The organism is Streptomyces sp. NPDC054956, assembly GCF_053609185.1.
The window spans coordinates 1-11,556 of the sequence record NZ_JBSGXB010000251.1; the positions used below are offsets into that span (position 1 = coordinate 1).

11 protein-coding genes are annotated in these 11,556 nt (G+C 72.5%); 4 read left to right on the plus strand and 7 right to left on the minus strand.

Annotation, left to right across the window (positions count from 1 at the left end; translation table 11 throughout):
* Positions 1-139: 139 nt before the first annotated feature.
* The 6 genes from ACWGDE_RS29380 to ACWGDE_RS29405 form a co-directional block, all read right to left on the minus strand.
* Positions 140-736 carry a hypothetical protein gene (locus ACWGDE_RS29380; RefSeq protein WP_453392058.1) on the minus strand — a complete coding sequence of 199 codons (597 nt, stop codon included), beginning with the start codon at positions 734-736 and terminating at the stop codon, positions 140-142.
* Between the two features lie 283 nt (positions 737-1,019).
* Positions 1,020-1,373: a UBP-type zinc finger domain-containing protein gene (locus ACWGDE_RS29385; protein ID WP_453392059.1), complete on the minus strand. Its 354-nt coding sequence runs from the start codon at positions 1,371-1,373 to the stop codon at positions 1,020-1,022.
* Entirely contained in the window at positions 1,370-2,818 is a 1,449-nt protein-coding gene (locus ACWGDE_RS29390; RefSeq protein ID WP_453392060.1) for an ATP-binding protein, read from the minus strand. The genes ACWGDE_RS29385 and ACWGDE_RS29390 overlap by 4 nt, the downstream gene beginning before the upstream one ends.
* Entirely contained in the window at positions 2,815-4,491 is a 1,677-nt protein-coding gene (locus ACWGDE_RS29395) for an FAD-dependent oxidoreductase (protein ID WP_453392061.1), read from the minus strand. Before ACWGDE_RS29395 ends, ACWGDE_RS29390 begins: the two co-directional genes overlap by 4 nt.
* Before the next feature lie 146 nt (positions 4,492-4,637).
* Positions 4,638-5,894, minus strand: a complete 1,257-nt coding sequence (locus ACWGDE_RS29400; RefSeq protein ID WP_453392068.1) for an anhydro-N-acetylmuramic acid kinase — start codon at positions 5,892-5,894, stop codon at positions 4,638-4,640.
* Positions 5,895-5,914: 20 nt separating this feature from the next.
* Positions 5,915-7,234 (minus strand): MFS transporter, encoded by a 1,320-nt coding sequence (locus ACWGDE_RS29405; protein WP_453392062.1) that lies wholly within the window; start codon positions 7,232-7,234, stop codon positions 5,915-5,917.
* A gap of 189 nt (positions 7,235-7,423) precedes the next feature.
* Here ACWGDE_RS29405 and ACWGDE_RS29410 point away from each other — a divergent pair, with 189 nt between their 5' ends.
* From ACWGDE_RS29410 to ACWGDE_RS29420, 3 genes are all read left to right on the plus strand, one after another.
* Positions 7,424-8,041, plus strand: coding sequence for a TOPRIM nucleotidyl transferase/hydrolase domain-containing protein (locus tag ACWGDE_RS29410; protein ID WP_453392063.1), 618 nt, complete (start codon positions 7,424-7,426; stop codon positions 8,039-8,041).
* A gap of 143 nt (positions 8,042-8,184) precedes the next feature.
* Entirely contained in the window at positions 8,185-8,730 is a 546-nt protein-coding gene (locus tag ACWGDE_RS29415) for an NUDIX hydrolase family protein (RefSeq protein WP_453392064.1), read from the plus strand.
* 85 nt (positions 8,731-8,815) lie between these two features.
* Positions 8,816-9,526 (plus strand): DUF6193 family natural product biosynthesis protein, encoded by a 711-nt coding sequence (locus tag ACWGDE_RS29420; protein ID WP_453392065.1) that lies wholly within the window; start codon positions 8,816-8,818, stop codon positions 9,524-9,526.
* A 61-nt stretch (positions 9,527-9,587) separates the two neighbouring features.
* On the opposite strand, the gene ACWGDE_RS29425 is transcribed toward ACWGDE_RS29420, so the two are convergent.
* Entirely contained in the window at positions 9,588-10,010 is a 423-nt protein-coding gene (locus tag ACWGDE_RS29425) for a MarR family winged helix-turn-helix transcriptional regulator (protein ID WP_453392066.1), read from the minus strand.
* 176 nt (positions 10,011-10,186) lie between these two features.
* Between ACWGDE_RS29425 and eno the strand changes: the two genes are divergently transcribed.
* A complete protein-coding gene (gene eno, locus ACWGDE_RS29430; protein WP_453392067.1) occupies positions 10,187-11,494 on the plus strand; it encodes a phosphopyruvate hydratase in 1,308 nt (435 codons plus the stop codon).
* Positions 11,495-11,556: the final 62 nt, after the last annotated feature.

The following is an 11,556-nucleotide window of genomic DNA, read 5'->3' on the forward strand; positions in this document are numbered from 1 at the left end:
TATCAACCCCAAACGCGGAAAACCGCGCCCCCAGGATTCCGGGGGGGTGGGTTTTTGTTATAACCACCCGGGGGTTCCGGGGGGGGGGGTGGGGTGGAGGCCTCAGCGGGCCTCCACCCCGTCGAACCGGATGGGGCGATCAGAAGATGCTGCTGCCTCCGGCGCCACCGCCGCCGCCCAGGCCACCGAAGAGGCCGCCGAAGCCGCCCTTCCCACCCTTGCCGCCGTTGCCGCCCTGGAGGATGCCGTTGCCGCCCTTGCCACCCTTGCCGCCGTTTCCGCCGATCAGGGTGCCGTCACCGCCGCCACCGCCGTTGCCGGCGTTGCCGCCGAAGATGCCGGTGCCGCCGTCGCCGCCCTTACCGCCGTTTCCGCCGACCACGCCTTCGCCGCCGCCGCCGCCACCGCCGCCGCCACCGCCGGAGAGGATGCCGTTGCCACCCTTGCCGCCGTTGCCGCCGTTGCCGCCGACGCCCGTGACGCTGCCGCCACCGGAGCCGCCGGAGCCGCCGCCGCCGCCGACGAGGCCGCCGCCACCTTCACCGCCGTCGCCTCCGGCTCCACCGCCGGCCGGGAAGGCCGTAGCCACGTGGGCGGGGGCCGGAGCCGCCGTCGCCATCGAGGCCGGAAGCAGGATTCCCCCTCCGACCATGGCCGCCGAGGCAACCAGGGTCGCCAGGCGGAAACCGCGGCGGGTGGGGCGAACGACGTTGTTGGTGCGAGTCTTGAGGTTCATGACTTTCTCCTACCGTTTTCAGCGGAATATTTGAGTGCCCGGAAATTCGGGACGATGCGGTTCTTCCGGAGTGAGGAGGAATTCCCTGGAGGGGCTTTCGTTCCCTTTCCTGTCCCGCTCCACAAGTAAGCCCCGGGGGGCACACCCCGGTCACGTTCCGGACATTCGGGACTTGACGGACCCTGAACGGGCAGGTAAAAGGACGGCACGGCAAAGCCCGCCGCGGCGCGGGAGACGCCGGGCGGGCCAGGGTGTGACGAGCGGCGGAGCCGGCTCGGGCGGTTCAGCCGTGCAGGAGGCTCGCCCAGTCGAGCGGGACGCGGCCGGACGGACCCGGGACCGGCTGGTCGGCCGGGTGGCCGCCCGGCGGCGTCAGCACGGGTCCGGCCTCGTACAGCGCGTCGCCGGCGTAGTCCCAGAACCACTCCTCCCCCGGTTCGAAGCTCTGCACCAGGGGATGGCCGGTGGCGTTCCAGTGGGCGGTGGCGTGCTGGGCGGGAGAGGAGTCGCAGCAGCCGATGTGGCCGCACTGGGCGCATCGCCGCAGGTGGAACCACCAGCCGCCCGACGCGTCGCACTCGACGCAGCCGGTGCCGCTCGGCGGGACGCTCGGGTCGATTCCCTCTATGGCGCTCATACGGGCTCCTCCGTGTCCGGAACGGTCAGCGGCAGCAGCACCTGGAAGCGGGTGTCGCCGGGCACGGACTCGACCTGGAGGCTGCCGTGGTGCTTGCTGACCACGATCCGCCAGGAGATGTCCAGGCCGAGCCCGGTGCCCTCGCCGACCGGTTTGGTGGTGAAGAAGGGGTCGAAGATGCGGCTGCGGATGTCAGCCGGGATGCCGGGCCCGGTGTCCCGGAACTCCACGAGCAGCCGGTCCCCCTCCCGTGCCGTGCGGACGGTCAGCGTGCCGTCACCGCCCGTGCTCCCGATGGCGAAGACGGCGTTGTCGATGAGGTTGGTCCACACCTGGTTGAGCTCCGCCGGGTACGCGGGCACGTCCGGCACGGAGCGGTCGTACTCCTTGACCACCCGGACCCTGCGGCCGATCTTTCCGGAGAGCATCAGCAGGGTGCTGTCGAGGAGCTCGTGGACGTCGACCACCCGGTACGGGGCCCGGTCGAGCTGCGAGTACTGCTTGGCGGCGTCCACGAGGTGGGAGATGCGGTTGGTGGAATCGTCGATCTCGTCCATCAACAGCTCGGTCTCGACGGTGTAGTTGAGCCAGCCGATGGCCCCCGGCAGGATGTCCTCGTCCACGGTCGCCGCGACCTGGTCGAGCCAGTCCGTGTCCAGTCCGGCCTGGACGAAGGTCGGTGCGATCCGCCAGCCCTCCGGGATGCCGTGGTCATCGAGCCAGTCGGCGAGCTCGTCCTCCCGGTCGGACGCCTCCAGGGGGCTCAGCGCCGTCGCCTTGGCGACGCGTTCGACGGTGCGCTCCTGGATCTCGATGAGGTCGGCGATCGCCTCGCGCGAGTAGTTGCCCTGCGAGATGTGCGCCAGCTTGTGCCGCATCTTGCCGACGCGTTCGCGCAGCGTCGCGGTGGCCCGGACGGCCGCCGCGGCCGGGTTGTTCAGCTCGTGGGTGAGCCCGGCGGACAACGACCCGAGGGCGAGGAGCCGTTCGCGCTGTCCGATGACCTGCTGGCTGCTCCGCGAGCCGAAGAAGAGGCCCTCCAGCAGGTGCGCGGCCATCGGGAACCACTCCCGCATGATGTCCGCGAAGGATTCCGCGGGCAGGACGAAGAACCGGGTCCGCTCGGTCACCCGCATCGAGTTGTTGTACGTCTGCGGCACCCGGTCGCCCAGGTAGGCCTGCATGGCCCCGGAGTACACCCCGCGCTGCGAGGTCCGGGCCACCTCCACGTCGTCGGCACCGACCCGGCGCGACAGGACGACGGTGCCCTCGATCATCACGTAGAAGCAGGTCGCCGGGGCGCCCTCGGTGTAGACGGGACCGGCTTCGAAGCGCTCCACCCGCCCCTCGGCACACAGTCGCCCGAGCTGCTCCGCGGTGAGCTTCTCGAAGAGGAACAGGGAGCCGATCTCCTGCGGGCTGCAGGGCATGACCTGCCCGCTCACGACTGCTCCAGGTACCGGTGGACGAGCATCACGGCCATGGCTCCCTCTCCGACGGCGGAGGCGACGCGCTTCGCCGACTGGGCGCGCGCGTCGCCGGCCACGAACACGCCGGGAACGTTGGTCTCCAGGTGGTAGGGCGGCCGGTCCAGCTCCCACTCGGCCGGCGGCCGCCCGTCGGGGGTGAGGTCCGGCCCGGCCAGGATGAAGCCGTGCTCGTCGCGCAGGACCGTACCGTCCAGCCAGTCGGTCAGCGGGGCCGCGCCGATGAAGACGAACATCCACTGGGTGTCGACGAGTTCGGTCGCGCCGGTGTCCACGTCGCGCAGCGTGAGCTGCTCGAGGTGGCCCTCGCCGTGCGCCTCCTCGACGACGGTACGGGTCCGCACCGTGATGTTCGGCGCCTCCTCGATCTGCTGGATCAGGTAGTACGACATCGACGCCGTCAGGGACTCCCCGCGCACCACCAGCGTCACCGACTTCGCGCCGCGCGCCAGGTACATGGCCGCCTGCCCGGCGGAGTTCGCGCCGCCGACGATGTACACGTCCTGCTCCAGGCAGGAGGAGGCCTCGGTGAGCGAGGAGCCGTAGTACACGCCGCGGCCGGTCAGGTCGTCGCAGCCCGGCGCGCGCAGCTGCCGGTACGAGACCCCGGTGGCCAGGATGACGCTGTGCGCGGCGACCGCCGAGCCGTCGGAGAAGCGGACGACGCGCGCCGCTCCGTTGACCTCCAGGCCCGTGACCTCGCGCGCGGTGAGGATCTCGGCTCCGAACCGGCCGGCCTGGCGGCGGGCGCGTTCGGTGAGCTGCGCACCCGACACGCCGTCCGGGAATCCGAGGTAGTTCTCGATGCGGGAGCTCTGCCCGGCCTGTCCGCCGGTCGCCGACCGCTCGACCAGTACGGTTCGCAGGCCCTCGGAGGCCCCGTACAGGGCCGCGCCGAGCCCGGCGGGGCCGCCGCCGATGACGACGAGATCGTAGAAGTCGGCGGTCGGTGTCGTGGCGAGCCCCACGTGGGCGGCCAGCTCGGGGGCGTCGGGCTCGATCAGCACGGTTCCCCCGGGGGCGATCACCACGGGCAGCCGGTGTCCGTCGGCTCCGGCCGCCCGCAGCAGTCGCTGCCCCTCCGGCTCGTCGCAGGAGTACCAGCGGTACGGGACCTGGTTGCGGGCCAGGAACTCCCGGACGCTCGACGAGCGTGCCGACCAGCGGTGCCCGACGACCTTGGTGGCGGGTACGGGCCGGTGGTCGCTGGTGCGCCAGGCGGCGAGGAGGTCGTCCAGGACCGGGTAGAGCTTCTCCTCCGGCGGGTCCCACGGCTTGAGCAGGTAATGGTCGAGGTCGACGACGTTGATCGCGTCGATCGCCGCGTTGGTGTCGGCGTACGCGGTCAGCAGCACGCGCCGTGCGCCCGGGTACACGCTCAGGGCCTGTTCGAGGAACTCGATGCCGTTCATCTGCGGCATGCGGTAGTCGGCGAGGATCACGGCCACCAGGTCGCCCCGCAGCTTCAGCTCGCGCAGCGCCTCCAGCGCGGATTCCCCGGACTCGGCGCGCACGATCCGGTACCCGGAGCCGTAGCGGCGCCGCAGGTCACGGGCGATGGCACGGGACACTCCCGGGTCGTCGTCCACGGTGAGGATGACGATCCGCGCTGTGTCGGCTGCCTCTGCCATGCGTCTCCCGCCCCGAGCGGCCCGGAATGGCGGCGCGGCGAGCCGCCCGCGCCCCGGTTCCCGCCCATCGTATGTTCGATCGCCCGGGTCCGCTCCGGGACCCCTGCCCGCCGTGGGCCGCGCACAGGGGGTGCGGATCGGGCCGCTCAGCGGGGGCGCATGTGGCCGGGGGTGCTCGTGGGGCGGATGATCAGTCGGGTGGGCGCCTTCTTCAGCGGCTCCGGCAGCCGCAGGCCGGTTCCTCCGGGCGTGAGCGAGCCGAGGACGCTCGCGTGCCGGGCGCCGGTGCAGGAGGGGACGGTCGCGGGCAGACCGTGAGCGGTGAGCCAGCCCAGGACGGCGAAGGCGTACGCCTCCTTCGTGCCGGACGGCAGTCCCAGCTCGTCCGAGGTCCGCAGCGGTACGCCGCCTCCGCCCGGCCCCTCCCCCGCGCCCGCCTCCAGTTCTTCCCGCAGCCACCGCATCAGCACCGGGTTGCGGGTTCCGCCGCCCGACGCGATCACCTCCGTGGCCCCGAAGGGCCGTACGGCGTCGGCGACGGTGCGGGCCGTGAGCCGGGTCAGGGTGGCGACGACGTCCTCGGCGGGAAGCGGCCGGACCGTGTCCAGCGCCGCGCGCAGATAGGGCAGGTGGAAGAGCTCCTTGCCCGTGGTCTTGGGTGCGGGCAGGGCGTAGTACGGCTCGTCGAGCAGCCGTCGCAGCAGGCTCGGGCACACGCTCCCGCGGGCCGCGAGCGCGCCGTCCACGTCCATGGAGCCGGCCGCGTCCGAGGCCCCGCGCCCGCGCCCCGCCAGCTCCCGTACGGCCGCGTCGATCAGTGCGTTGGCGGGCCCGGTGTCGAAGGCCAGCGGTTCGCCGCCCGCGCCGTCCGGGACCACCGTCACGTTCGCGATGCCGCCCAGGTTGAGCGCCACGGGAACTCCCGGGCGCCCCCGCAGCCACATGACGTCGACGACGCTCACCAGGGGCGCGCCCTGTCCCCCGGCGGCCACGTCCCGCGTGCGGAAGCCGGAGACGACGGGGCGGCCGGTGGCCTCGGCGATCCAGGCCGGCTCGCCGATCTGGAGCGTGCCGCGCACCCGGCCGGCCTCGGCCCAGTGGTAGACGGTCTGCCCGTGCGAGGCGATCAAATCGGCGCGCCCTTCGCACAGTTCGAGATCGGCCCGCAGCGCCGCCGCGGCGAAGGCCCGCCCGATGCGCGTGTCGAGCCGGCACACCGCGGCCAGATCAGTAGCCGCGGGCGGCAGCGCCCCGGCCAGATCCGCCCGCAGATCGTCGTCGTACGCCGTGCCGATCATGCCCAGCGGCGTGAGCACCAGCGTGTCCCCGTCGAGGGCGAGGTCGGCCGCGGCCGCGTCGATGGCGTCGTACGACGTGCCCGACATCAGCCCGATCACCCTCAGGGCGCTCTCCCCCGGGGCGCTCACCTCAGGGCTCGCAGATGGTCGTCGCCCCGCAGGGTCAGCAGCGCGACGCCGCTGACCGCGCAGGCGGCCGCGGCGTAGTAGGCGGGAACGTCCGCGTCCCCGGTCCACCCGACGGCCTTGGTGATGATCAGCCCCGCGCATCCCGAGAACACGGCGTTGGACAGCGCGTACGCCAGCCCGAGCCCCGTGTAGCGGACCGTGGTCGGGAACATCTCGGCCAGCATCGCGGGCCCGGGTCCCGCCATCAGTCCGACGGCGGCCCCCGCGCAGAAGAGCGCCGCCCCCTTCGCGTACACCGGCGCGCCGGTGTCCTGTACGAGGTTCAGCAGCGGCAGCGCGAGCACGGCGACCAGCAGCGCTCCGGCCAGCATCACCGTCCGCCGCCCGATCCGGTCGCTGACGATGCCGGCGGGCAGGATCGAGGCCGCGAACCCGAGGTTGGCCAGGACCGTGGCGAGCAGCGCCTGCTGGAACGTGGCGTCGAGCGTGCTCTGGAGGTACGACGGCAGGACCACCAGGAAGGTGTAGCCGGCCGCCGACCAGCCCATCACCCGCCCGGCGCCCAGCGCGACGGCCCTGACGGTCTCGCCCGCGGGCGGTCTCCGTACGGGTTCGCCCCGCTCGCCGGCGGCCGACGCGAAGGCGGGGGTTTCGTCCAGGCGCAGGCGCAGCCACAGCGCGACCAGCCCGAGCGGCAGTGTCAGCAGGAAGGGCAACCGCCAGCCCCATGCGTTCAGCTGCGCAGCGGTCAGTACGGTCGCCAGGAGCGCGGCCGCGCCGGCGCCCGCGAGCAGGCCGAGCGAGACCGTGAACGACTGCCACGCCCCGTACCGGCCCCGACGGCCCGGCGGCGCGAACTCGGTCATGACCGACACCGCTCCGCCGAACTCCCCGCCCGCCGACAGCCCTTGCACGATCCGCAGCAGCGTCAGCAGGCAGGGCGCGGCCGCGCCGATGGACCCGTACGTCGGCAGCGTGCCGATGAGCGTCGTGGCGCCGGTCATCAGACAGATGACCAGGACGAGCGTCGGCCGCCGTCCGATCCGGTCCCCGAGCCGCCCGAACACCGCCGCCCCGACGGGCCGGAAGAAGAACGCGAGGGCGAACGACGCGTACGTCTTGACGAGCCCCTCGACGGCGCCGCCGCCCTCGGGGGTGAAGAAGTGCGCCGCGATGACGGTGGCGAAGTAGCCGTAGACACCGAACTCGTACCACTCGATGAAGTTGCCGACGGAGCCCGCCACCAGCGCCCGGCGGGAGCCGCCCGGCCGGGCCTTCAGGGACGGCCGGGCCGGACCGGGGGCGGGTGAGAGCATGGAGCAAGCGTGCTGACCGGGAAGCCGCTCCACAAGTTCCGTCGGCCATCTGCCGTACGCCGCGGTGCGTACGCCTGTTGATCCCCGCCGATCCCCGCTGATCCCCGCTGATCCCCGCTGATCGCCGTTGATCGCCTCCGCAGCGGAAATTCCCTACCGCCGCCGACGCGACGGGCGCAGACTCGTCGCATGAGCGACATGGAGAGCTTTCGGGCAGCGGTGACCGCGTGGGCGGCCGGTGGACCCGGCGATACCGCGCGCGAGCTCGCCGAGCGGCTGCCCGTCCGGACCGTCGTCCTGCTCGAAGGGCCGAGCGATGCAGCCGCGGTCGGCGCGCTGGCGGAGAGCCGTGGCCGGAACCTCGCGGCCGAAGGGATCTGCGTCCTGCCGATGGGCGGCGCGATGAGCGTCGGACGCTTCACCCGCCTCCTGGGCCGACCCGGCCTGGGCCTTCGCCTCACGGGACTGTGCGACGAGGCGGAGTTCGGCTACTACTCCCGCGCCTGGGAGGCGGCCAGGGCCGCGCACCAGGACTTCTTCGTCTGCGCGGCGGATCTGGAGGAGGAGCTCATCCACGCACTGGGCGTGACGAAGGTGACGGAGCTCGTCCGGGCGGAGGGCGACTTCCGAGCCCTGCAGACTTTCCAGCGCCAGCCCGCGCAGCAGGGCCGCACCTCGCACCAGCAGTTGCGGCGCTTCCTCGGCACGAAGAAGGGCCGCAAGATCCACTACGGCCGCGTCCTCGTCGAGGCCCTCGACCCCGACCGCGTGCCGGCGCCGCTCGACGATCTGCTCACCAGCCTCTGATCCGCGGTCCGGGCGGGCCCCGCCGGGAGACTGCGCCCTTGCCGGACGCGGGCCACTCCAAAGAGCGGGATTGGCACGAACTCCCGTATCCGAACCGGCCTGCGGATCCTGCGGTCGCCGTACCCGGTAAGTATGATCAAGCCATGTCTGACACGACCGACACGACCGAGACCACGCCCGGCTGGCTGTCCACGGACGAGCTGGAGATGGCCAGGGCCCGGATGCCGATCCTCTACGTGACGGCCGTGCCCGTACGCGTGGACGACAGCGGCGAAGTCACCAGCATCGGGCTGCTGCTGCGCATCGGTCCGGACGGAACGGTCAGCCGGACCCTGGTGTCCGGCCGCGTCCTGCACCACGAGCGGGTCCGCGACGCGCTGCTGCGCCACTTGGAGAAGGACCTCGGCCCGGTGGCCCTGCCCCGCGTACCCGCCTCGCTCCAGCCGTTCACGGTCGCCGAGTACTTCCCCACGGCGGGCATAACCTCTTACCACGACCCGCGCCAGCACGCGGTGTCCCTCGCCTACATCGTCCCGGTGACCGGCGACTGCCGTCCCCGGCAGGACGCGCTGGACCTGGTCTGGTTCAGCCCGCAGGAGGCGGCCTCCGAAGCCGTCCAGAGCGAGATGCCGGGCGGCCACGGAGTCCTGCTGAAGCAGGCGCTCGCACACGCCGGGCACGTCTACTGAGCCAGGGCCCGCCCCTCGGATCTTGCGGGCCCGGCAAGATCCGAAAGGGACGGCCCGGGCGGGGCGCATCGCGCAGACTGGAGCGATGAGCATCGGGGCGGAGCACGGCGAGGGTGGCTGGGACGACGACGGGGCCCTCCGGGCCGCGTTGGGGCGGACCGCCGAGGAACTCGGGCTGGCTCTGCCCGAGTCGGACGAGAACTGGGGCCGCCTCGCGGAGTACATCGACGCGGCGGGCGGCCGGCGCGTGATGGTGTGCCCGCCCGGCGAGGACCGGCGGACCTTCCAGGTGAACCTCCAGGCCAACCGCACGCGCCTGGCCTGCGGGTGGACCGCGGACCTGGCCGAGGCCGTCAGGGCGACGGCGGCGTGGACGGACGGCGCGGGGCTCGAGGAGACCCGGGCGCGCGCCTCGTTCATCCGGTTCAGGCCCTGGGCCCTCGTCCACGAGCGTGAGCCTTTCGGCGCCGTCGAGTTGACGTGGCTGACCAAGCTCGACCGGGTCCACATGCTGCCGTCCGACCGGCACCCGCGTGCCCACGCGCTGCTGGCGGCGGCGTACGCCCAGCCGGTGCTGCGCCGGCTGATGCCGGTCAACAGCCATTTCAACCTCTGGTTCTCCACCCGCATCGAGGAGCCCTGGAAGACCCGGGTCGGGTACGTCATCCACCCCTACGACGAGGGTTTCTACGGGGTGTGGAACGCCGGCGAGGTGGTCGCGCGTACCGAGACGCCGGAGGAAGCCGTAGCCCTCACCGTGGCCGCCCTCCCGAAGGGGATCGGGCCGGCGAGCTGAGGTGGCCCGGCGGGCCGCAGGCGGCACGCGCGCATCGGTGTCGTGGCGGCCGGTCGTGGCGCTAGCGGGTGGCGAGCCGCTCCAGCAGGGCGGCGGTCCGGGCCAGCAACGCCCGCTCCTCGTCGTCGAGTTCGGCCTCGATGGCCTGTGCGAGCCAGCCTGCCCTGCGGCCGCGTTCCGCTTCGAGCGCGACCCGGCCCGCGTCCGACAGTTCGACCAGTGACTTGCGGCCGTCCGTGGGGTGCGCCCGGCGGGTGACCAGGTTCTGTTCCATGAGCAGCCCGACCGCCCGGGCCATCGACTGGGGGCGTACGCGCTGATCCGCGGCGAGGTCGCTGGTGGTCATGGCGCCGTCGCGGTCGAGCGCACCCAGCACGGCGGCCTGGCCCAGCGGGATGCGGTCCTCGTGTTTGACGCGTCGACTGAGCTTGCCCATCGCGGTGCGCAGTTCGGCGGCGATGGCGGCGGCTTCCGAGGTGGGCATAGGGCACTTTACCCCGTTGAGCAGCAAAGCTGTGCACCTGACCTGCACAGTTTTGCTGCGCAGCAATGCTGTACAGCAAAACTGAGCAGCATTGCTGTAGGGTTTTGGGTTGTCGGGCTCAGCGCCAGCGTTGTCGCAGCCGGGGCCACGGCACGTGACAACGGGGAGGAACACACATGTCCGCACAGGCAGTCGGGACCGTGAACGCCGGTATCGAGAACGTCACCGCCCGCCGGATCATCGACAGCCGGGGCAACCCCACGGTCGAGGTCGATGTCGTCCTGACGGACGGTTCGCTGGGGCGCGCGGCCGTCCCCTCCGGCGCCTCCACCGGCGCCCGGGAGGCCGTGGAACTGCGCGACGGGGACTCCGCGCGCTGGCACGGCAAGGGCGTCGACCGCGCGGTGGCCCATGTCAACGGGGAGATCGCGGCGTCCGTCCGCGGCCGCGACGCGGCGGACCAGGCCGGCCTCGACGCCGCGCTGGCCGCCCTCGACGGCACCGCCACGAAGTCCCGGCTCGGCGCCAACGCGATCCTCGGCGTCTCCCTCGCCGCCGCCAAGGCCGCTGCGGCGGCCCACCGCCAGCCCCTCTACCGCTACCTCGGCGGCGAAGGCGCCCACCTCCTGCCGCTGCCGATGATGAACATCGTCAACGGCGGCGCCCACGCCGACAATCCGCTGGACTTCCAGGAGTTCATGATCGCGCCCGTGGGCGCGGACACCTTCGCCGAGGCCGTCCGCATGGGCAGCGAGGTCTTCCACACCCTGCGCCGCGACCTGCTGGCCGCCGGGCACTCCACGGGCGTCGGCGACGAGGGCGGCTTCGCCCCGGCGCTGCGCACCGCCGAGGAAGCGCTGGACTTCGTGATGGCCGCCATCGAGCGCACCGGCTACCGCCCCGGCACGGACATCGGCCTGATCATGGACCCCGCGTCTTCGGAATTCTTCCGCGACGGGGTGTACGACTACGCGGGCGAGGGCGTGCGCCGGACCCCCTCCGAGAACGTCGACTACCTGGTCAAGCTCATAGACTCCTACCCGATCCTCTCCGTCGAGGACCCGATGGCGGAGAACGACTGGGACGGCTGGCGCGAGCTGACCGCCCGCGTCGGCGACCGCTGCCAGCTCACCGGCGACGACCTGTTCTGCACCAACGAGACGCTGCTGCGCGAGGGCATCCGCACGGGCGCCGGCAACTCGGTCCTGATCAAGGTGAACCAGATCGGCACCCTGACCGAGGCCCTGGCCACGGTGTCCACCGCCCACCGGGCCGGCTGGACGGCCGTGATGTCGCACCGCTCGGGCGAGACCGAGGACACCACCATCGCCGATCTGGCGGTGGCCACCGGCTGCGGCCAGATCAAGACCGGCTCGCTCTCCCGCTCCGACCGCACGGCGAAGTACAACCAGCTGATCCGCATCGAGGAGGAGCTGGGCGACAAGGCGCGCTACGCGGGCCGCTCCGCACTGCGCCGGGCGTAGGCGTCGGGCAGAAGTGAGGGCGGACCCCCCGATCGCGATCGGGGGGTCCGCCCTCACTTCTG

Coding starts and splice junctions, on each gene's coding strand:
- ACWGDE_RS29380 (WP_453392058.1), bottom strand. CDS start 736: ATGAACCTCAAGACTCGCACCAACAACGTCGTTCGCCCCACCCGCCGC.
- ACWGDE_RS29385 (WP_453392059.1), bottom strand. CDS start 1,373: ATGAGCGCCATAGAGGGAATCGACCCGAGCGTCCCGCCGAGCGGCACC.
- ACWGDE_RS29395 (WP_453392061.1), bottom strand. CDS start 4,491: ATGGCAGAGGCAGCCGACACAGCGCGGATCGTCATCCTCACCGTGGAC.
- ACWGDE_RS29405 (WP_453392062.1), bottom strand. CDS start 7,234: ATGCTCTCACCCGCCCCCGGTCCGGCCCGGCCGTCCCTGAAGGCCCGG.
- ACWGDE_RS29410 (WP_453392063.1), top strand. CDS start 7,424: ATGAGCGACATGGAGAGCTTTCGGGCAGCGGTGACCGCGTGGGCGGCC.
- ACWGDE_RS29415 (WP_453392064.1), top strand. CDS start 8,185: ATGTCTGACACGACCGACACGACCGAGACCACGCCCGGCTGGCTGTCC.
- ACWGDE_RS29420 (WP_453392065.1), top strand. CDS start 8,816: ATGAGCATCGGGGCGGAGCACGGCGAGGGTGGCTGGGACGACGACGGG.
- ACWGDE_RS29425 (WP_453392066.1), bottom strand. CDS start 10,010: ATGCCCACCTCGGAAGCCGCCGCCATCGCCGCCGAACTGCGCACCGCG.
- eno (WP_453392067.1), top strand. CDS start 10,187: ATGTCCGCACAGGCAGTCGGGACCGTGAACGCCGGTATCGAGAACGTC.